The following is a 20,437-nucleotide window of genomic DNA, read 5'->3' as shown; positions in this document are numbered from 1 at the left end:
AAAAGACCGGGGGTTTTTTTATGTCCACTGTTTTATCGGTGCTTGGCCACGGCCAGGAGCATCAATCCCACCACCGCCCACGGGAACGCACTGACGCCCCAGCGCTGCAGCAGGAGGCCGCCTATCAGGCCGCCGCCAGCAATTCCCAGGTTCCACACGGTCACCAGCATCGACTGCGCGGCATCCGCCGATTCCCCTGCTGATTTGGCCAGCGCTGTTTGCAGCAAAGCCGGCAGACCGCCGAACGCCAGGCCCCATAACGCGACAGCGATGTAGACCGCCACCGGCACGTCGATCCAGAACACCAGCGCCAAGCCGATCAGGCCAAACAATGCGCAACTGATCAGCAGCAGTGTGCGCAGCCACCGGTCAATCAATACCCCGGTCAGCCAGATGCTCAGCAGCGCGGCGAGGCCAAACACCAGCAGCACCCGGTCGATGTCGGTGGCAAGTGCGGCGGGCACCAGCAATGGAGCGATGTAGGTATAGAGAATGTTGTGGGCCAAGACGTAGGTAAAGGTCACCCACAACACAGGACGGATGCCGGGCAATGCAAGTACTTGGCGTAATCCCAGGCGCTTGCCCGTCGGTTGACCCGCGAAGTCGGGCAGTTGCCAGCGAGCCCATATCAGCAGCACCAGCGTGAGGCCGGTCATGATCGCAAAGCTCAGTCGCCAGCCAACGGCCGCACCGAGCCAGGTTCCCGCTGGCACGCCCAGGGACAAGGCCAGTGGTGCGCCGAGCATTGCCACGGCGATTGCCCGGCCTTGCAAATGTGGCGCGACCATTCGGCTGGCGTAACCCGCCAATAGCGCCCAAAGCAGCCCGGCAAACACCCCGGCAAAAAAACGCGCCACCAGCGTCAGCCCATAGTGGCTGGAGAAGGCCGTTACGCTGTTGACCAAGGCAAAGCCGCCGATGGCGATCAGCAGCAGCGGGCGTCTGCGCCAACCTCGGGTCAGCAGCGTGAGTGGGATGGCTGCCAATAACGATCCAAGGGCGTAGAGGGTGACCAGTTGGCCAACCAGTGCTGGCGACACGCCGAGGCCTTCGCCCATCTGCGGTAGCAGCCCGGCGGGCATGGCTTCGGTGAGGATGGTGATGAATCCCGCCGAGGCCAGGGCCAGCAGGCCGCCCAAAGGCAGGGATTCGTGTCGGGCTGTGGCGGCGGCATCAGCCAGTGAAGCGTTAGAGCTCATAGCGCTGTTTCCATGCGAAAGGGCAAGCCAGCAGAGTAGGGGGCTGTGACCGATGGAAAAACAGGCTAAGGTTCCGAACTTATCGGACGTGGATGTCCGTAATCAGCTGAGGCAGGATCATGGACAGTTTGGGCAGCCTGTCGGTATTTGTGCAGGTGGCGGAGACCCGCAGCTTTACCGTCGCCGGACGGGTATTGGGTGTGTCGTCTTCGGCCGTGGGCAAAAGCATTGCGCGGATGGAAGAGCGTCTGGGTGTGCGGCTGTTTCATCGCAGTACACGCAGCATTACCCTGACGGGAGAGGGCGCGCTGTTCCTTGAGCGTTCACGGCGGATTCTGGCCGAAGTCGAAGCGGCGGAGCGCGAGTTGACCGAAGCCAGTGCGACGCCTCGGGGCAAGTTGCGCATCAGCGTGCCACAAGTGCGCGGCCTGCTGATGCCGGTGCTCAGTGACTTCATGCGTGCGTACCCGGATATCGAGCTGGATGTGGATTTTTCCGACCGCATGGTGGACGTGATCGAGGAAGGGTTCGATGCGGTAATTCGTACCGGCAAGCCGGAAGATTCGCGCTTGATGGCCCGTCATCTGGGGCATTACCAACTGGTGCTGGTGGGCACGCCGGCGTACTTCGTGCAGCACGGCACGCCGCAACAACCCCAGCATTTAAATGGACACGCCTGCCTGCGTCACAAGTTCTGCGCCACCGGCAAGCTGGAACCCTGGCCGTTGCGCCTGGAACCCGGTGCTGGCGAACTGACGTTGCGCACTTCGCTGGCCAGCACCACTATTGAGTCGCTCAACCATGTGGTCCACGAAGGGCTGGGGATTGCTTGCCTGCCCGACTACATGGTCAACCAGGCGGTGCGCGAGGGACGACTGCAACGGGTGCTGGATGATTATCTGGAGCACCGTGGCAGTTTCTGGATGTTGTGGCCATCAAGTCGCCATGCTTCGACCAAGTTGCGCGTGTTTATAGATCATATGTGCACAGGGCTTTTTCCTACAGTCGCCATGCTGTAGCCCTGTGACGTTTTACCGACAGGAATGTGCGCGCCAAGGCCTCGTTCTGTTGCACAATACCGCCCGGACTGTTTTCTTCAGGATTATCGATGTCGACATCATTTCACTTGCGTAGCCTCGGGCTGGCGCTGGTGTTGGCGGGCGCCGCGGGCTGCTCGTCACCCAAACCCGCTATTTATGAACATGAGAGTTTCGACGACTCCGGCACGTTTTCCAGGGATTACCCGGTCAGTGATGCCGCGGCGTGCGAAGCGGCGCGGCGTGCCTTGCTGAGCCAGGGCTACATCATCACCAGCAGCGATCCCAAGGTCGTCGTCGGTAACAAAAGCTTCCAGCAGACCGGCGAAACCCATCTGCAGATCAGCTTCAACGTGGTGTGTGCCGATGATGGCAAAGGCACCAACCATTCGACGATGTTCGCCAACGCCCTGCAGGACCGTTACGCGCTGAAGAAGGTCAACAACTCCGCGAGCCTGGGTGTGGGCGTACTGGGATCGGTGTCGATGCCGATCGGCTCCACCGATGACTCGATGGTCAAGGTGGCCAGTGAGACGGTGTCCGCGCCGAAGTTCTACGAGCGTTACTTCGCGCTGGTGGACGTGTTCCTGCCCCAGGAAGTGAAGAAGGCCGAGCATATTCCCGAGCAGCCCAAGGCTGACCTAGGTGTGCCGGAGCCCAAGGCGGCACCGCTGGTCGAGAAGGCCGAGGCGCCAAAGGAAGAGCCTGCTGCGTCGGAACCGGTGGCACCACCGGCAGAGCCTGCGCCCATTGCGCCGCAGGAAGAGCCGGCACCGACGCCAACGCCAGCACCGACCCATCCGGACCTGCCGGCACCGACCGAAGCCATTCCGCCCCTGCCGACGCCTGCGCAGTAGATCAGACTGCTACGGGGTCGGCCTTGTCGACGTTGATCCCGTAGCGCTTGATCGCCTCACTGACTTTATCGCGACCGATCACGTTGTCATCGGCCAGTGCCTTCAAGGCTGCCAGCGCGACGAAATACCGGTCCACCTCAAAAAACTCCCGTAGTGTTTCCCGGGTGTCCGATTGCCCGAAACCATCGGTGCCCAACGCGATAAAGCGCCGTCCCGGCACGAACGGACGAATCTGATCGGCGAACAGTTTCATGTAGTCCGTCGCCACCACCACTGGCCCCGTTTGCCCGGCCAGGCATTGCTCTGCATAACTTACGCGCGGCTCACTTTCCGGGTGCAGCAGGTTCCAGCGTTCGGCCGCATGCCCGTCACGGCGCAACTCGGTGAGGCTGGTCACACTCCACACATCGCTGTGCACGCCGAAGTCGTTGGCCAGCAGTTCAGCGGCGGCGATCACTTCTCGCAGGATCGAACCACTGCCCATCAGTTGTACCTGTGCCTGAGGGCTGGCGCTGAGCAGGTACATGCCCTTGAGAATGCCGTGTTCCACGCCCTCGGGCATCGCCGGGTGCGGGTAGTTTTCGTTGAGCAGGGTGATGTAGTAGTAAATGTCTTCCTGCTCGACGTACATGCGCCGCATGCCCTCGCGAATAATTACCGCCAGTTCGTAGGCAAAGGTCGGGTCATAGGAGATGCAGCACGGAATCACCGACGAGAGGATATGGCTATGTCCGTCGTCATGCTGCAAGCCTTCGCCCATCAGCGTGGTGCGCCCGGCGGTGGCGCCCAGCAGGAAACCGCGCGCCCGTGCATCGCCTGCCGCCCAGGCCAGGTCGCCGACGCGCTGGAAACCGAACATCGAATAGAAGATATAGAACGGCACGGTCATCAGGCCGTGGTTGCTGTAGGACGTACTGGCCGCGATCCACGAGGAAATCGCGCCGGACTCATTCAGACCTTCCTGCATGATCTGTCCGTCCTTGCTCTCCTTGTAATAGCTCAACTGGCCGGAGTCCTGCGGGGTGTAGAGCTGGCCGACGGCGGAGTGGATGCCGATCTGACGGAACAGGCTTTCCATGCCGAAGGTGCGCGACTCGTCGGGCACGATAGGCACGATCAGCTTGCCCAGGTGCGGGTCCTTGAGCAGGGTGCCGAGGATGCGCACGAAGGCCATGGTGGTGGAAATCGCGCGCTCACCAGTGTCCTTGAGTTGAGTGGCGAAGGCGCTCAGCTCGGGGATCTGCAACGATTCGACCGCAGTGTGGCGCGCGGGCACATACCCACCCAAGGCCTGACGCCGTGCGGCGAAGTAGCGGGCTTCTTCGCTGTCTGCTGGGGGCTTGAGATACGGGATATCAGCGAGTTGCTCGTCCGGCACTTCCAGGCCGAAGCGGTCGCGGAAGGCTTTGACGGCATCGGCGCCCATCTTCTTCAACTGATGGTTGATGTTCTGGCCTTCGCCGGCTTCGCCCATGCCAAAGCCCTTTACCGTTTTTGCCAGGATCACCGTGGGTTGGCCACTGTGACGCACGGCGGCGGCATAGGCGTTGTAGACCTTGTCCGGGTCATGGCCGCCCCGTGAGAGTTTCCAGATATCGTCATCGGACAGGTCCACAACCAGTGCCAGCAACTCCGGGTATTTGCCGAAAAAGTGTTCGCGTACGTAGGCGCCGTTCTGGGATTTGTAGTTCTGATAGTCACCGTCCACGCATTCCATCATGCGTTGGCGCAACAGACCGCTTGTGTCCTTTTCCAGCAATGCATCCCAGCCGCCGCCCCAGATCACTTTGATCACATTCCAGCCGGCGGCGCGGTACAGGCTTTCGAACTCCTGGATTACCTTGGCATTGCCGCGTACCGGGCCATCCAGGCGTTGCAGGTTGCAGTTGACCACGAAGATCAGATTGTCGAGCTTCTCGCGTCCGGCCAGGGAGATAGCGGCCAGGGATTCCGGTTGGTCCATCTCGCCATCACCGAGAAATGCCCACACCTTGCGGCCCTGGTGTTGCTTGAGGTCACGAAACTCCAGGTAGCGCATAAAGCGCGCCTGATAGGCCGCCGTGATTGGCCCGAGCCCCATGGACACAGTGGGAAATTGCCAGAAGTCCGGCATCAGGCGTGGGTGGGGGTAGGACGAAATACCCTCACCACCGGCTTCGCGGCGGAAGTTGTCCAGCTGTGCTTCGCTGATGCGGCCTTCGAGGTAGGCGCGGCCGTAGATGCCCGGCGACGAGTGTCCCTGAATGTACACCAGGTCGCCGTCGAAGCTGTCGGTGCGGCCACGGAAGAAGTGGTCGAAACCGACGTCATACAGCACAGCGGCTGACGCGTAAGTAGCAATATGCCCGCCCACCCCGGAGTGTTTGCCTGCGCGCAGCACCATGGCCATGGCGTTCCAACGGATAAACGCATTGGTGCGGCGTTCGATGGCCAGGTTGCCGGGGTAGGGCAACTGGCGATCCACCGCGATGGTATTGACGTAAGGCGTGGTCACCCGCCCGTAGAAGTCGCCATGCCGCGCTACGTCGAAGTCCAGCAACTGATCGATCAGGTAATGGGCACGCGGGCGGCCTTCGGCGGACAGCACCGACTCGATGGACTCCAGCCACTCGCGGGTTTCCTGTGGATCTGCGTCGCGTCCGACTGCGTTATTCGGGGTCATGTGAGGCTCCAGGATAGGCGGATTTCAAGTGGCGGGCTCCTTGTGGGAGCGTCGCCAAAAGTTGTTGCAATTGCAACTACATGGGCGAATTTAGCGCGGGATGAGCTACTATTGCAACCTTCTTGAAATCCACCGGATGGTGTTGCATGTCGTCGAAAGAGCCTGATGTATGGTTCCGTTTTGTCAGGGCCCACAGGACGGTCATCCGTGAAATCGAGCGCCGGCTGGCCGCAGCGGACCTGCCGCCGTATGCCTGGTATGACGCCTTGTGGGGCCTGGAAAGCGGCCTCGATGGCACCCGCCGCATGCACGAACTGGCCGATGTGCTGGCTATTGAGCGCTATAACCTCACGCGCCTGGTAGACCGCCTGGAAAAGGACGGTCTGGTGGTGCGTTCGCGCTCCGACGGCGATGGCCGCGCGGCATTTGCGTCGATCACCGATGCCGGCCGAGCGTTGCGCAAAAAAATGTGGAAGATCTACGAAAGTACGGTGGACGAATTGTTCCTGTCGCAGATCGAACCGGAGCAGCGCCAGGGGTTTGCAGATGCATTGGAGCGCGCCGCCGGAATGGCGATGGAGGCGGGTGTTCAAACCCGTGGCCGAGGTAAGTCCGAAACGTAATGCAGATCCAGTGTGGGAGGGGCTTGCCCCCGATGGCAATCGCGCCTCAACACCTCAGTGCTAAATCCGAATAACGCTGCTACGTTTAATCCTGGAGTGCAGGAACGTCATGACGTCGACATTTTTTCGTCATGACGGCACTTTAGGCTGGCTGTGCAGGTCATTTACTGGCAGCCGCTTTTAATTCAAGACAAGGAGCCCACTATGGACGATTACCAGGAAGAACTGCTTGAGTACCACGCGATTGAGCTGGACCCGCTGGAACCTGCAGACGACGCAACAGAGCTGTAAGACCGACGTCAGGCGGAATGCCGCTGACTGCGGCGAAATTCCCCTGGGGTCTGGTTGTTCCATCGCCTGAAGGCCCGCTGGAACGCTTGGGCTGAGGCAAAACCGAGCAAGTAGGCGATCTCGCCGAACGCCAGTTCCGTATCGCGAATGTAGGTCATGGCCAGGTCGCGGCGGGTATCGTTGAGAATCGCCCGGAACTGAGTGCCTTCTTCGGCCAGTTTTCGGCGCAGTGTCCAGGTTGGCAGCTTCAAGCGTGCCGCCACTTCTTCCAGGTCGGGTTCCCGACCGCCATTGAGCATCGGCCCGAGCAACCGCGTAATGCGCTCGCGCAGGCTGCGGGTGCGGGTCAACTGCTCCAATTCCCTTTCACACAGTTGCAGTAGCAGTTGCCAGGTACTCGGGCAATGCTGGGGGTTGCGCAGGCCCAGGGTCGATTGACTCAGGCGCACCTGGTTGGCTTCGGCGCCGAAGTGCACCGGGCTCGCGCCCAATTGGCTGTACTGCTCGCTGTAGTCGGGGGCGTCAAACTCGATCTCGATGCGTTGCGCCTGCAGCGGTTGTTGAGCCAGGCTGGCGAGCTGATGCAGCCAGCTGGAAATGATCGAGTCCACCACAAAGCGGTTGTAGGCGTTGTAGGGGCTGATGGAATAAAAACGCAGCCAGGCGCCTTCGGCATCCTCGTGAAAACTCGATTGCCCGCGATAGTTGGCGCCATACAGTGGCTCAAAGCGTGTGAGTGTGCGGGCGGCTTCGCGGACGTTGGGCGCCTGGGCGGCGGTGACGCCGGCGAGGCCCGCCTGGCTCATGCGGCTGAGTTGACCCATGCGCAAACCCAATCCGGGGTTGCCGGTCAGTTGGATGGCCGCATGGCCCAGGCGCATATAACGTGGGATCGACAAGCGCGCGCCGGCTTCGGCGAGGCGCGCCGGGTCGAGGCCGTATTGCAGCAATAGCGGCTGCGGATCCAGGCCGTGGCTATGGATCGCATCGGCCAGGGTATGTACGAAGCCTACCGACAGATCCCCCAGGCGCACCGGCTTCACCGCGTTACAGCCAGATATTCAGCAAGCGCGCGCCACGGGCGTCGCCGTCGGCGCTGATCTGCCCGTTGTGGCTGAGGAAGCTTTGCCCGGCAGTGCCCAGGTCCCAGAACTGCCCGCGCAGGAACACGCTTATGCCGGCGCTGGCCTGGCTGATCGGTTGCTGGCTGATCAAGGTCAGGCGGCGCCACGCTTCGCCTTCGCTGAGTTCCTCGGGCTTGAGGCTGATTTCCTGCGGCGTGGAGACACTTTTAAAACCACGCCATGGCCGCTCCCAGGTGTCGCGGCCGAGCACAAAGGCTGGCACCGCGATCAGCTGCGCGCCTTGTTCGTTAAGCTTGCGGTAGTTGTCCGGGTACCAGCTGTCACTGCCCACCAGCACGCCGAGGCGCCCGGCCGGGGTGTCGACCACGCTGATGACATTTTCATCACCGGGCTCGATAAAGCCGCGCTCGTCGTAGATCGGGTAGAGCTGGCGTTGCAGATCGCCGACCGGCAAGCCATCCGCTGCAAACACCACGCTGGCGTTGTACAGCGCACCATGGCCGACCTGGAGTTGCCCCTGGCTCACACTCGGGTTGGGCAGGGCGATGGAGCCGGCCACCACCGTGACCCCGAACTCCTTGGCCAGGCCGCCGAACAGCACCTGGTAGTCACGCGCCATGGCCGGGGCTTTCATGCGCAGGTAGGCGTCGTTGGTGCGGTCATCGCCGGTGGCGCTGATCCAGGCTCGCAGGAACTGCAGCGGATTGCTGATCGACAGCCAATGCATCGCGTCCTTCACATGCAGCGCCTGGTACACCTCGTTTTTCTCGTCAGTGAGCATCAGCCAAGTGCCGATGTGTTCAGGTAACACCACGATGGTCTTGTCGTTGATCAGGCCTTGGTCACGGGCGTTTTGCAGGTAGGCCGCGAGCTTCAGGTGCAGGCGTTCCAGGCTCTGGTAGTCGGCGGGGAACAGCTCCGGCTGGATGCCCAGCAGGTTGCCACGATCGGCAGGCTGGCCTTCGTTGACGGCGACGGTGCTGCGCAGGTCCGACAGGTAATGCGCCACGGGGCGCTCCTGGGTCCAGACCAGATAGGCGGCGATGGCGGCAACCAGGGCCAGGGTAACGGTAAAAGCTAGAAGTTTACGCATGGGGGAACAGACAACAGACCGGGTGCAGGGTTCGCTGACTAGGGTAGGGCCCCTGCAGAGGCTTGCCAAGGGGCGCTGTGCATTTGGATCAATAAGTTGTGAGTTTCGGTCATTGAGCGGTAGGGGATGGCCTCTTAGTCTGTGGGACATAAATCGATGGCAGGCCATTCGAGCCTTCCACGTCCCGTGATGATCCGTTGTGGAGCTGTACCATGACCGCTGCTGCCTACCCGCACCTGCTGGCCCCGTTGGACCTGGGTTTTACCACGCTGCGCAACCGTACCCTGATGGGCTCGATGCACACCGGCCTGGAAGAAAAACCCGGTGGTTTCGAACGCATGGCCGCTTATTTTGCCGAGCGCGCCCGTGGCGGCGTGGGCCTGATGGTCACCGGCGGGATTGGCCCGAATGATGAAGGCGGCGTGTACGCTGGTGCGGCCAAGCTGACCACCGACGAAGAAGCACAAAAGCACAAGATCGTCACCCACGCGGTGCACGAGGCGGGCGGCAAGATCTGCATGCAGATCCTCCACGCCGGGCGTTATGCCTACAGCCCCAAGCAGGTCGCGCCCAGCGCGATCCAGGCGCCGATCAACCCGTTCAAACCCAAGGAGTTGGACGAAGAGGGCATCGAAAAGCAGATTCAGGATTTTGTCACCTGCTCGCTGCTGGCTCAGGTCGCCGAGTACGACGGCGTGGAAATCATGGGCTCCGAAGGTTATTTCATTAACCAGTTCCTCGCCGCCCACACCAACCACCGCACCGACCGTTGGGGTGGCAGCTACGAAAACCGCATGCGCCTCGCCGTGGAAATCGTGCGCCGTGTTCGCGAAGCGGTCGGCCCGGAGTTCATCATCATATTCCGTTTGTCGATGCTCGACCTGGTGGAAGGCGGCAGCACCTGGGAAGAAATCGTGCAGTTGGCCAAGGCCATCGAGCAGGCCGGTGCGACCCTTATCAATACCGGGATCGGCTGGCATGAAGCGCGTATCCCGACCATCGCCACCAAAGTGCCACGCGGCGCGTTCAGCAAAGTCACGGCCAAGTTGCGCGGTGCGGTGCAGATCCCGTTGATCACCACCAACCGCATCAACACCCCGGAAATCGCCGAGCAGATCCTCGCCGAAGGCGATGCGGACATGGTCTCGATGGCACGGCCGTTCCTTGCCGACCCGGAGTTCGTCAACAAAGCCGCCGCCGGCCGCGCCGATGAAATCAACACCTGCATCGGCTGCAACCAGGCCTGCCTGGACCACACCTTCGGCGGCAAGCTGACCACCTGCCTGGTCAACCCCCGCGCGTGCTATGAGACCGAGCTCAATTACCTGCCGGTCAAGCAGATCAAGAAGATTGCGGTGGTCGGCGCCGGCCCGGCGGGTCTGGCTGCGGCCACGGTGGCGGCTGAGCGCGGTCACCAGGTGACGCTGTTCGATTCTGCCAGCGAGATCGGCGGCCAGTTCAACATCGCCAAGCGTGTGCCGGGCAAGGAAGAGTTCTTCGAAACCCTGCGCTACTTCAAGCGCAAGCTGCAGACTACCCACGTTGAGCTGTGCCTCAACACCCGTGTGGATGTGGCGCAACTGGCGGCTGGCGGCTACGACGAGATCATCCTCGCCACCGGCATCGCACCGCGTACCCCGGCGATTCCCGGCGTGGACAATGCCAAGGTGCTGAGCTACCTGGACGTGATCCTCGAACGCAAGCCAGTAGGTAAGCGCGTCGCGGTGATCGGCGCAGGCGGTATTGGTTTTGACGTATCCGAATTCCTCGTCCACCAGGGCGTGTCCACCAGCCTGGATCGCGAAGCGTTCTGGAAGGAGTGGGGCATCGACACTCAACTGCAAGCCCGTGGCGGCGTGGCCGGGATCAAACCCGAGCGCCATGCGCCGGCACGTGAAGTCTTCCTGCTGCAACGCAAGGCCTCCAAGGTCGGCGACGGCCTGGGCAAAACCACCGGTTGGATTCACCGCACCGGCTTGAAGAACAAGCAGGTGCAGATGCTCAACAGTGTCGAGTACCTGAAGATCGACGATGACGGTCTGCATATCCGCATCGGCGCCGAAGGTGAGCCAAAGCTGTTGGCGGTGGACAACATCGTCATCTGCGCCGGCCAGGACCCGTTGCGCGAATTGCACGACGGCCTCGTCGCTGCCGGCCAGAACGTGCACCTGATCGGCGGTGCTGACGTGGCGGCCGAGCTGGACGCCAAGCGTGCCATCAACCAGGGCTCGCGCCTCGCCGCCGAGCTGTAAAACCCCCGAGCGGGGCGGTGTTAGACTACCGCCCCGTTTTTCATACAGTTCCCGTCCGATGGGCCCCTTCGATTGGCTTCCCTATGCACCCCTTGAACCTTTGGCGCTGGATTGGCTGAACGGCGTCGAGTTGGCCGTGCTGCGCCTGGACCGCATCGACCCGCTGATCAGCGGCAACAAGTGGTTCAAGCTCACCGAACACCTGGCCCAGGCGCAAAGGGCCGGGGCCAGCGGCGTTATCAGCCTCGGCGGCGCCTATTCCAACCATCTGCACGCACTGGCGGCGGCGGGCAAGCGTTTTGGCTTTGCCACCGTCGGCCTGCTGCGCGGCCATCCGCAAGACACGCCTACCGTCCAGGATTTGCAGGCGTTCGGTATGCAGCTGCATTGGCTCGGTTACGGTGGTTATCGCGCGCGCAATGAGCCGGGTTTCTGGTTGCCTTGGCGTGAGCAATATCCCCATCTCTATCCTGTTCCGGAGGGCGGCGGCGGTTTGGCCGGCGCAATGGGCTGCGGGGTGCTGGTTGAGCAGGCCCGTGCGCAATTGAGCAAGCTGGGCTGGGCCGATTACGACGGGTGGTGGCTGGCAGCGGGCACCGGCACCACGCTGGCGGGTCTGGTGCTGGCAGAGGCGGGCGCCCATCCGGTGTACGGCGCACTGGCCGTGCCGGATGGTCATGGTGTGGCGCAAAACGTGAGTGCCCTGGTGGCGGGCGGCTATCACTTGCTGGGCGCCAGCCGGGGCGGGTTCGCTAAGGTCGACCCGTTGTTGCTCGACTTTATCGAGGCCACGCAACAAGCCTGCGGCGTGCCGCTGGAGCCGCTTTACACCGGCAAGGCACTACTGGCCTTGAAACAGCAGATCGAGGCCGGCCACATCGCGCCCGGCACTCGCCTGATCTTCGTGCACACCGGCGGCCTGCAAGGCCGGCGAGGGTTTACAGACTAGCGCGCTTACCCGGCATCATCCGCAGCGCCGTGTTATCGCGCATCACATAATGATGAAAGATCCCCGCCACGGCATGCAGCCCGATCAGCCAGTAGCCGATCTTGCCGAACAGCACGTGCCAGCTTTCAATCTCTTTGGCCAGGGCCTTGTTCTCGCCAATCAGCGGCGGCAATTCCATGCCATAGAACATCACCGAATGCCCCTCGGCGCTGACAATCAGCCAGCCCGCAATCGGCATGCCGATCATCAGGGCGTACAGCGCGGCGTGCATCAGGGTGGCCAGCAGGCGTTGCCATTGCGGCGGTGCCGGTAGGATCTTCGGCGCTACCCCCAGGCTGCGCGCAAACAGGCGCAGCCACACCAGCACAAACACCGTGAGACCGAACATAAAGTGCATCTCGACGATCAGCGTGCGGGCGCCGCTGCCTTTGGGGAACTGGCCGCGTAACTCTATGCAGGCGTAGACCACCGCCAGCAGCACCACCATCAACCAGTGCAGCGCAATCGACATAGTGCTGTAGCGCGTATCGGAATTTTTCCACGGCATCGCTGGGTTCCTCGTTCATCAGGGCAAGCCTCCGTTCTTTGGCGACGGAGTCCTTTTACTCTATGCCTGTTTTGAACGATTTGCCCTACGCGAATGCCGTTGTGTTGACCTCTATCAGTGGCTTTGCGGCATTTCACCGCGTGCCAGGCGCTGGTTGATATCGGCGATCACTGCCGGCAGGTCGGTGATGGTGTCGATCAGGTAATGCGGGCGCGAGCCTTCGAACATCGCTTCGATGCGCGTGCGTTCGCTGGCCAGGGTGGTGGCATCCAGGGCTTGGAACTGTTCATGGGTCAGGCCCAGGGCGTTGCCGGAGCAGGTCAGCGCGACGGTCCACATCCCGGCGCGACGCCCTTCAAGGATGCCGGGCACGGTGTCGTCGACCTTCACGCACGCTGCTACATCGTCAATCCCCAGTGCAATCACGTTGGCCAGGGCCTGGGCTGGCCAAGGGCGGCCGTTGGGCACTTCGTCGGTGGCGACGACATGGTCGGCGACGTAGCCATTGGTGGCAGCCAGGGCGACGACCTTGTCCATTACCTGCTTGGGATAGCCGGAGCAGGAGCCGATCCTGATGCCTTGCTTGCGCAGTTGCGCAAGGGTGTCGAGGGCGCCAGGAATCAGCACCGAGTGTTCGGCGATCTTCTCGATCTGCAACGGCATGAAGCGTTGGTAGATGGCGGTGACGTCGTCGTCAGTGGGCGTACGGCCGAACGCCTTGCGGTAACGCTCGGCAACTTGCGGCTGGTCGCAGAGGGTGCGGATGTGGTCCCACTTGCCCATGCCCATCGGGCCGCGGGCCTCTTCGATAGAGACTTGCACGTCGAACTCGGCAAAGGCCTCGACAAAAATCTGGGTTGGCGCGAAGGAGCCGAAGTCGACCACGGTGCCGGCCCAATCGAGGATGACGGCCTGGAGGGTGTTGGGGTTTTGATAGTTCATGCGGGCGCTCCAATGGATGTAAGGGTGATGCCCATGGCCTGCAAAGCCTCAGCGATTGCACTGACGGCGGCGCCCATGTCGGCGGCGTCGACGTGACCGATGCAGCCGACGCGGAAGGTCTCCACCTGGGTCAATTTGCCGGGGTACAAGATGAAGCCCTTGGCCTTGACCCGTTCGTAGAAGTCCTTGAACTGGTAGTGCGGGTCTTGCGGGGCGTGGAAGGTGACGATGATCGGCGCCTGGATGGCGGCCGGCAGGAAGCTGCGCAGACCGAGCTTGGCCATGCCGTCCAGCAGCGCCTGGCAGTTGTCGGTGTAGCGTTGGTTTCGAGCAGGCAGGCCGCCTTCTTCCTGATATTGCAGCAGCGCCTCGTGCAGGGCGGCGACCACGTGGGTCGGCGGGGTGAAGCGCCATTGGCCGGTCTTGACCCTGTAGCTGTGCTGGTCGAACAGGTCCATCGCCAGGGAATGGCAGTTGCCTTGGGCGGCGGCCAGTGCCTGCTTCTCGGCGAAGACAAAACCCATGCCGGGCACGCCTTCCAGGCATTTGCCCGAGGCGGCGATCAAGGCTTCGAACGGCACGTCGCGAGCATCAATGGGCAATGCGCCGAAGGAGCTCATGGCGTCGATGATCAGGCGTTTGCCGTGGTTTTTGACGACCTGGGCGATCTCCGGTAACGGATTGAGAATGCCCGTGCTGGTTTCGCAGTGGATCAAGGCGACGTGGGTGATGCCCTTGTCGGCTTGGAGCAAACGGTCCACATCGGCGGCAGTGGTGGGTTCATTTTCAGCGGTTTCAAAGGTGCTGAAATCGCGGCCCAGCACTTCGCAGATCTTCGCCAGGCGCTTGCCGTAGGCGCCGTTGATCAGCACCAGTACCTTGCCGTTGCGTGGAACCAGGGTGCCGATGGCCGCTTCGACGGCAAAGGTGCCGCTGCCTTGCAAAGGCACGCAGTGATGGCTGTCCGCGCCGTTGAGGATTGCCAGCAGTCGCGTGCAGACGCTGGCGGTGAGTTGGTTGAAACGGTCATCCCATGAACCCCAGTCCACCAGCATTGCCTGACGGGTGCGGCTGGATGTGGTCAGGGGGCCAGGGGTCAGCAGGATCGGCGCGGCAGTGTTCATCGCAAGTTCTCGCAAGGCATCGGGGGGTGAAGCTACGGGGCCTAAATTGCAGTTTGGCTTGTTATCAATCAAATTGTTTGTTGTTATGCGAGCTATCAGTGAGGCCGATAACCATGAACCTGTTTCAATTACGCGCATTCGATGCGGTAGCCCGCGAAGGCAGCTTTACCCGAGCTGCGGCGCGGCTGTTTATCAGCCAGCCGGCGGTGACCGGGCATATCAAGGCGCTGGAGGAGTACTACCAGATTCCCCTGTTGCGCCGTACGGCACGGCGGGTGGAATTGACCGAGGAGGGCGCACGCCTGGCGGCGATCACCCGGGCGATCTTCGGCCTGGTGGACGAAGCGCAGGCGCTGTTGGAGGCCAATCGGCAATTGCTCACCGGCCGCCTGGAAGTGGCGGCGGACGGTCCGCACCTGGTCATGCCGATGATCGCCAGCCTGCGTGCGCGCTACCCCGGCATCACGGTCAACCTGCGCCTGGGCAATGCCCAGGAAACCCTCGCGGCCTTGCTGTCCGAGCATGCGGATGTGGCGGTGCTGACTGAAGTGGAACCGCGCAATGGCCTGCATTTGCAACCTTTGAGCGAGTCACGCATTTGCGCGCTGGTGCCGGCCGGGCATCCGTGGGCGACGCAGGCCGAGGGCATTGCGCTCAAGCAACTGCACGAAGTGATCATGGTGCTGCGCGAGCCCAACTCCATCACCCGTCGTACCTTCGACGATGCGTGCCTGGCTGCCGAGGTTCAGCCCAAGGTGTTGCTGGAACTGGACAGCCGCGAGGCGGTAACCGAGGCCGTCGCCGCCGAGTTGGGTGTGGGCGTGGTGTCGTCGATGGAGGTCAGCCAGGACCCGCGGGTGCGCGCGGTGCCGATCCAGGGCGACGGGCTGCTGAATCGGCACATGCTCGGCTGCATGGAGCGACGCCGGTCGTTGCGTTTGATTCAGGCGTTTTTCGAGTTGGCGCCCTGAGGGTTTTTTGGTGGAACGATGCGTTCTCGCGCTATAAACTCTGCCCCCAAAGCGCCGGCCAGTAGACGTCTCGGCGCTATGGATATCAGAGAGTGAGTCATGGGCGCACAGTGGAAAGTCAAACATAAAGAAGCGGCATCCAATGCCAAGGGCAAGATCTTCGGCAAGCTGGTGAAAGAAATCACCATCGCCGCCCGCAACGGCGCCGACACCGCAACCAACGCTCACTTGCGTCTGGTGGTGGAGCAGGCCAAGAAGGCCTCGATGCCCAAGGAAACCCTGGATCGCGCGATCAAGAAGGGCGCCGGTCTGCTCGGTGAAACCGTGCAATACCACCGCGTGACCTACGAAGGGTTTGCCCCGCACCAGGTGCCGTTGATCGTCGAGTGCGTGACCGACAACATCAACCGCACCGTGGCGGAAATCCGCGTGGCGTTCCGCAAGGGCCAACTGGGCGCTTCGGGCTCGGTCGCCTGGGACTTCAACCATGTCGGCCTGATCGAAGCTTCCCCGGATACCCCGGACGCCGATCCGGAAATGGCCGCGATTGAAGCCGGTGCCCAGGACTTTGAAGACGGCGAAGAAGAGGGCACCACCCTGTTCATCACCGAAACCACCGACCTGGACGCGGTACAGAAAGCCTTGCCGGAGCAGGGTTTCACCGTGCTGTCGGCCAAGCTGGGCTACATCGCGAAAAACCCGGTGAGCGGGTTGAGCGACGAGCAGATGGCTGAGGTCGAGGCGTTCCTGGAAGGCCTGGACAACCATGATGACGTGCAGGATATGTTCGTCGGCCTGGCTGGCTGATTGGACTTATCGCTGGACAACTGTGGGAGGGGGCTTGCCCCCGATGGCCATAGGTATATGCACAACTCTCAAAGGCCTATACATAACATAACTCTGTGGTGAGCGGGCTTGTCCCGCGCTGGGCTGCGCAGCAGCCCCAATAAGGTCACCGCAGAGTGCCAGAATCAATCGAGGTGAAGGTTTTGGGGCCGCTTCGCAGCCCAGCGCGGGACAAGCCCGCTCACCACAAAACAGCCTGTTTGCCACAGGTTGATTTTTGCCCTTTTACTTCTTGACTGACTGTCATCAGGGCAAGCCCCCCCACAATGTTCAGGGGTGCTGGCTGGCTGTCAGCAAGGCCTCGATTTCTTCGAAGTTCGGTCGCGCCAACACATCCGGCTGACAGCATATTCTTTGCAGTTCCAACAGTTCACCGCTTGCCCCACCCTCAACCCGCTCCAACAACTCCCCCAGCAACACCCCGAACGCCCGCACTTCAATTCGCTGCAACGCCCGTGTCTCCAAGGTATCGGCCGTGGGATGGAACGACGCCGCGCCAAAATCCCCGAGCAGACAATCCCCTGCGTCATTCCACAGAATATTGTGGCCGTACAAGTCGCCATGGGTGATGCCGTGCCGGTGTAAATGTGCCGCCACCGAGGCGATGCCCCGTGCCATGCGCAAGGCCACATCGGCACTGAAACGAGCGGTTGGTGCGTAGATGTCGCGAGTGCACGACGCCAGGCTCGGCAGGGCGGCGAGGTTGCGGTAGCTGGGCTCGATCAGGTCCATCACCAGGGCGGCCTGGTCGTCCGGGTGGTCGACCACGCGGCCCTCGATCTTGATCAGGTTGGGGTGCAGGCCGGCGGCAATGCAGGCCTGCATTTCGTGCAGCGGCGAGCCGTCGCTGGTGATGGTGCCTTTGTAGAGTTTGACGGCAATCGGCTTGGCTTGTGCTTTCCACAGGGCCTTGCGGATCACCCCCGAGGCGCCTTCGCCCAGCACTTCGCCCAATTCCAGGTCTGTCCACGCAATAGCCGGTGTTGCGACGTCTGCCGTCACCTCCACGGCCATTTCCACGGGGTTACCGGCATAGGCCAGCCAGGTCAGGCTTGGCAGGGCTAACAACCATTGCGGCAGGTGGGTCAAGCAGTTGGACGCGATGCGAAGCAATTCGAGGTTGTGACAATTGGCCAGGCTTTCCGGCAGGGCCGCGAGCTGGTTGCCGGCCAGCATCAGTTTTTGCAGCAGTGGACGCTCGCCCAATGCGTCAGGCAATTGGCTGATGCGGTTGTCGGTGAGGATCAGCCAGCGCAGCAACGGCGGTAAAGCGGTGGCAGGCACGTGGCTGATCTGGTTGGCCTTGAAGCCGATCATGCTCAACTTTGCGCATTGGCCCAGGCATTCCGGCAGTTCGGTAAAGGCGTTGTCGGAGCAGAACAGCACACGTAGGTGTGGCAGGCGGTGGAGGTCGTCGGGTAGGCAGCTCAGGGCGTTACCGCTGAGGTTGAGAACTTCCAGGGAGTCGGCCAGCCCGAAGATTTCTTCAGGGAATTCGGTGAGCCCGCAGGACAGGTCCAGGCGCGTAATGCCGGCCAACTGGCCGGCCTTGAGTTGGGCGAGGGTATTCATAAACGGCGCGGTCACTCGGTAAAGGGGCGTGAATGGCGCTCATGATACCGGGTCGTGGATGGGTTGCGGGCTGGCTTGTTGCAGTTGGTTCAGGCGGCTGGCGGTGCGCGCCAGGTCGATGGCCTGGCCGCTCATCGCCTGCTGCAGCGTGTGTTCGCCGATCAGGATCAGGTGCTTGTCCTTGTCGTAGAGCACGTCCACCAAGTTGATAAACCGTTGCTGCACGGCGATCGGGCACTCGGCCAGGTGCGGCAGGCCGTCGATGATCCAGTGATCGAAATCCTCGCACAGCAGCAGGTAGTCCATCACGGCGGTCAGTTGTTCACAGAGGTCGCTGAAGGTGAAGGTGATGGTGCGGGCGTCATGCTGGCGGCAGATGAGTTGTCGGTTGCCCACTGTCAGGTGCTGCGCCGGGCCATCGGTGGCAGGCAGGCCGAGCGCAATTCGCTGGGCCGATGTGCCCGGCCACACGTACCGACCGGTGGTAAAACGCTGCACGGTATGGGCCTGGGGCAGGCTGCGAAAATCCTGGGGCGAGCTGACTTCCAGCACTTCCATGCGCGTGGCGATCAAGTCGATCACCGGCTTGAACCGTTCGTGGTACAGCGGGTTGGGCAACAGCTCTTCGGGCGCATAGTTGGAGGTGACCAGCACCAGCACGCCCCTTTGGAACAGCGCCTTGAACAGCCGCGTGATGAGCATCGCATCGCCGATATCGTGCACATGGAACTCGTCGAAACACAGCACTCGACAGCCATTGAGCAGTTCATCCAGGGTCACGCCTAGCGCATCGTCGGCTTGCTGGTGGGTGAACATGCCTCGGTGCAACCGGGCGAAGAACTCATGAAAGTGCACGCGCTGCTTCTCGGCTATGGGCAGCGCCTGGAAGAAACCGTCCAGCAGCCAGCTTTTGCCGCGACCTACCGGACCGTGCAGGTACAGGCTGCGGGTGGGTTGGCCGGCGAGCAGGAGCCCGGTTGCGCGGGCCATGGCGGCGATTGCCTGGGCCTGGCCGGCGCTGAGGGTGTAGCCCTGTTGCCGGGCTTTGGTGTCAAAGAACGTCTGGATGGGCGAGTCGTCGTGGCCATCGGTGGGTTTACCGAGCAAACGACGGATCAAGGCAAGCACGGCCAATGGAAGTCACTCTGTGTGTCGAAGTCGCTTACTTTAGGGCGCTCGCCGCGATTTGACCAATGCACAAGGGCGCGGCCAGCCATCTCGAAAAGGCATGGAATGCAGGAAATCCTGTCCAGACTGGCAGATTCTTCCTCAGTGACTACCCTTCTACACAGCAGTCACCCCTGTATAAGGATTTGGGGCAGTGAAGGGACGAGCAGTATTGACAGTGATGGGCGCAATGCTCTGCAGCACGGTTTACGCAGCGCAACTGCAAGTGATGGTGCGCATCGACGTGCAGCGCGGCTGCCAGTTGGTGGGCATCACCCGCAGCGCTGGCATCGAGCAACTGGGCGTATTGGACTTCGGCAGCGGCCCGCGTCTGGATGACCCGGCCGGGCCCTTGAGTGCGGCGCTGATCAGCCAGCGCCAGCCGCGCCTGGAATGCAACCCCGACACCCCGTACCAGATGCGCGTCGATGGCGGCCTGAACGGCGGCACCGGCGAAGTGCGTTACCTGAGCACGGGCATCCCCTCCGGCAGGCCCATTCCTTATCGCATTTATGCCGACGCCGCGCGGCGCATCCCCTTGCCGGTGAATGTGCCGCTGAGCGGCCGTGTGCCGGACTCCGGTTCCGTCGACCTGCCGCTGTATGGCCGGATCGAACCGCTAAAAGACATCCCGGCGGTCGGTCGTTACACCGACCTGCTCAAGGTCACGGTCACATGGTGAGCCGGGGCTGGACCCTGGTGGCCATGGGTGGCTTGTTGCTGCTGGCCGAAGATGCCCGCGCGGCGGTGGCCAGCGGGTTTATCCAGGCGCGCATGGTGATCACCGCCAGTTGCGAAGTGAGCAAGGGTAACGAAATCGCCCCGGTCAGCCCCACGGGCGGCACGGCCATGCTGGACTTCGGCAGCCAGGGGCCGACGTGGAGCAGTCCCTTGGCGGCGGGTGTTTCGGACGGCAGTAATGCGCCGCTGACCGTCTCGTGCAACCCGACGGTCGCCAGTTTCACCGTGACCATCGACGGCGGCACCAATGCCGTCGGCACCACCCGGCGCCTGAGCAACGGCCGCCAGACCATCCCTTATCAACTGATGGCCGACCCGCTGGGGCGTATCCCTTACACCATCGGCCAGCAACGCAGTTTTGTAGCCACCAACGGCACGCAAATGACCATCCCGGTGTGGGGCGCCGTGGTGGCCAATACCACGGCCCTCCCGGCAGGAACCTATACCGACACTTTGACGGTGACATTGGACTGGTAAAT

At 62.2% G+C, this 20,437-nt stretch carries 18 protein-coding genes; 9 read left to right on the top strand and 9 right to left on the bottom strand.

Translation table 11 applies throughout. From position 1 onward, the window contains the following. Window positions 1–32 precede the first annotated feature (32 nt). On the bottom strand, window positions 33–1,199 hold the full coding sequence (locus NDJ82_RS01020) for an MFS transporter (RefSeq protein WP_112196013.1): 1,167 nt from the start codon (window positions 1,197–1,199) through the stop codon (window positions 33–35). Between the two features lie 119 nt (window positions 1,200–1,318). Between NDJ82_RS01020 and NDJ82_RS01015 the strand changes: the two genes are divergently transcribed. Both NDJ82_RS01015 and NDJ82_RS01010 read left to right on the top strand, forming a co-directional pair. Beyond that, complete coding sequence (locus NDJ82_RS01015) at window positions 1,319–2,218, top strand: LysR family transcriptional regulator (RefSeq protein WP_250924792.1); 900 nt, start codon at window positions 1,319–1,321, stop codon at window positions 2,216–2,218. 89 nt (window positions 2,219–2,307) lie between these two features. Beyond that, the gene (locus NDJ82_RS01010; RefSeq protein ID WP_250924791.1) at window positions 2,308–3,093 is read left to right on the top strand and encodes a DUF2242 domain-containing protein; all 786 of its coding nucleotides are present in this window, start codon (window positions 2,308–2,310) and stop codon (window positions 3,091–3,093) included. Window position 3,094: 1 nt separating this feature from the next. On the opposite strand, the gene aceE is transcribed toward NDJ82_RS01010, so the two are convergent. Further along, entirely contained in the window at window positions 3,095–5,755 is a 2,661-nt protein-coding gene (gene aceE / locus NDJ82_RS01005) for a pyruvate dehydrogenase (acetyl-transferring), homodimeric type (protein WP_250924790.1), read from the bottom strand. A 146-nt stretch (window positions 5,756–5,901) separates the two neighbouring features. Between aceE and NDJ82_RS01000 the strand changes: the two genes are divergently transcribed. Next, window positions 5,902–6,378: a MarR family winged helix-turn-helix transcriptional regulator gene (locus NDJ82_RS01000; RefSeq protein WP_250924789.1), complete on the top strand. Its 477-nt coding sequence runs from the start codon at window positions 5,902–5,904 to the stop codon at window positions 6,376–6,378. A 299-nt stretch (window positions 6,379–6,677) separates the two neighbouring features. On the opposite strand, the gene NDJ82_RS00995 is transcribed toward NDJ82_RS01000, so the two are convergent. Next, a complete protein-coding gene (locus NDJ82_RS00995) occupies window positions 6,678–7,712 on the bottom strand; it encodes an AraC family transcriptional regulator (RefSeq protein WP_099586651.1) in 1,035 nt (344 codons plus the stop codon). A 4-nt stretch (window positions 7,713–7,716) separates the two neighbouring features. Then, on the bottom strand, window positions 7,717–8,847 hold the full coding sequence (locus NDJ82_RS00990) for a carbon-nitrogen hydrolase family protein (RefSeq protein ID WP_250924788.1): 1,131 nt from the start codon (window positions 8,845–8,847) through the stop codon (window positions 7,717–7,719). A gap of 212 nt (window positions 8,848–9,059) precedes the next feature. Here NDJ82_RS00990 and NDJ82_RS00985 point away from each other — a divergent pair, with 212 nt between their 5' ends. Together NDJ82_RS00985 and NDJ82_RS00980 are read left to right on the top strand one after the other, a co-directional pair. After that, window positions 9,060–11,099 (top strand): NADPH-dependent 2,4-dienoyl-CoA reductase, encoded by a 2,040-nt coding sequence (locus NDJ82_RS00985; protein ID WP_250924787.1) that lies wholly within the window; start codon window positions 9,060–9,062, stop codon window positions 11,097–11,099. 58 nt (window positions 11,100–11,157) lie between these two features. Continuing rightward, complete coding sequence (locus NDJ82_RS00980; RefSeq protein WP_250924786.1) at window positions 11,158–12,048, top strand: 1-aminocyclopropane-1-carboxylate deaminase/D-cysteine desulfhydrase; 891 nt, start codon at window positions 11,158–11,160, stop codon at window positions 12,046–12,048. On the opposite strand, the gene NDJ82_RS00975 is transcribed toward NDJ82_RS00980, so the two are convergent. The 3 genes from NDJ82_RS00975 to NDJ82_RS00965 all read right to left on the bottom strand — a co-directional run bounded on the left by NDJ82_RS00975 (window position 12,038) and on the right by NDJ82_RS00965 (window position 14,661). After that, window positions 12,038–12,595, bottom strand: a complete 558-nt coding sequence (locus NDJ82_RS00975; protein ID WP_112196005.1) for a cytochrome b — start codon at window positions 12,593–12,595, stop codon at window positions 12,038–12,040. The genes NDJ82_RS00980 and NDJ82_RS00975 overlap by 11 nt on opposite strands. Before the next feature lie 114 nt (window positions 12,596–12,709). Continuing rightward, entirely contained in the window at window positions 12,710–13,537 is an 828-nt protein-coding gene (phnX, locus tag NDJ82_RS00970; protein WP_158876791.1) for a phosphonoacetaldehyde hydrolase, read from the bottom strand. Continuing rightward, window positions 13,534–14,661 carry a 2-aminoethylphosphonate--pyruvate transaminase gene (locus NDJ82_RS00965; protein ID WP_112196003.1) on the bottom strand — a complete coding sequence of 376 codons (1,128 nt, stop codon included), beginning with the start codon at window positions 14,659–14,661 and terminating at the stop codon, window positions 13,534–13,536. Before NDJ82_RS00965 ends, phnX begins: the two co-directional genes overlap by 4 nt. Before the next feature lie 113 nt (window positions 14,662–14,774). Here NDJ82_RS00965 and NDJ82_RS00960 point away from each other — a divergent pair, with 113 nt between their 5' ends. Then, a complete protein-coding gene (locus NDJ82_RS00960) occupies window positions 14,775–15,632 on the top strand; it encodes a LysR substrate-binding domain-containing protein (protein ID WP_099586658.1) in 858 nt (285 codons plus the stop codon). Window positions 15,633–15,731: 99 nt separating this feature from the next. Further along, window positions 15,732–16,439, top strand: coding sequence for a YebC/PmpR family DNA-binding transcriptional regulator (locus NDJ82_RS00955; RefSeq protein ID WP_099586659.1), 708 nt, complete (start codon window positions 15,732–15,734; stop codon window positions 16,437–16,439). Window positions 16,440–16,748: 309 nt separating this feature from the next. Here NDJ82_RS00955 and NDJ82_RS00950 read toward each other — a convergent pair whose 3' ends face one another. Then, window positions 16,749–18,050, bottom strand: coding sequence for a protein kinase (locus NDJ82_RS00950; RefSeq protein ID WP_250924785.1), 1,302 nt, complete (start codon window positions 18,048–18,050; stop codon window positions 16,749–16,751). Window positions 18,051–18,089: 39 nt separating this feature from the next. Further along, window positions 18,090–19,184 (bottom strand): cell division protein ZapE, encoded by a 1,095-nt coding sequence (gene zapE, locus NDJ82_RS00945; protein ID WP_250924784.1) that lies wholly within the window; start codon window positions 19,182–19,184, stop codon window positions 18,090–18,092. A 187-nt stretch (window positions 19,185–19,371) separates the two neighbouring features. Here zapE and NDJ82_RS00940 point away from each other — a divergent pair, with 187 nt between their 5' ends. Further along, the gene (locus NDJ82_RS00940; RefSeq protein ID WP_480450734.1) at window positions 19,372–19,899 is read left to right on the top strand and encodes a Csu type fimbrial protein; all 528 of its coding nucleotides are present in this window, start codon (window positions 19,372–19,374) and stop codon (window positions 19,897–19,899) included. After that, window positions 19,893–20,435, top strand: coding sequence for a Csu type fimbrial protein (locus tag NDJ82_RS00935; protein WP_250924783.1), 543 nt, complete (start codon window positions 19,893–19,895; stop codon window positions 20,433–20,435). The genes NDJ82_RS00940 and NDJ82_RS00935 overlap by 7 nt, the downstream gene beginning before the upstream one ends. Window positions 20,436–20,437 lie beyond the last annotated feature (2 nt).

Source organism: Pseudomonas sp. SR18, from assembly GCF_023701505.1.
Taxonomy (GTDB): Bacteria; Pseudomonadota; Gammaproteobacteria; order Pseudomonadales; family Pseudomonadaceae; genus Aquipseudomonas; species Aquipseudomonas cyclaminis.
Note: the sequence above shows the minus strand (reverse complement) of the source record. Positions and strands in the feature narration are given on the sequence as shown.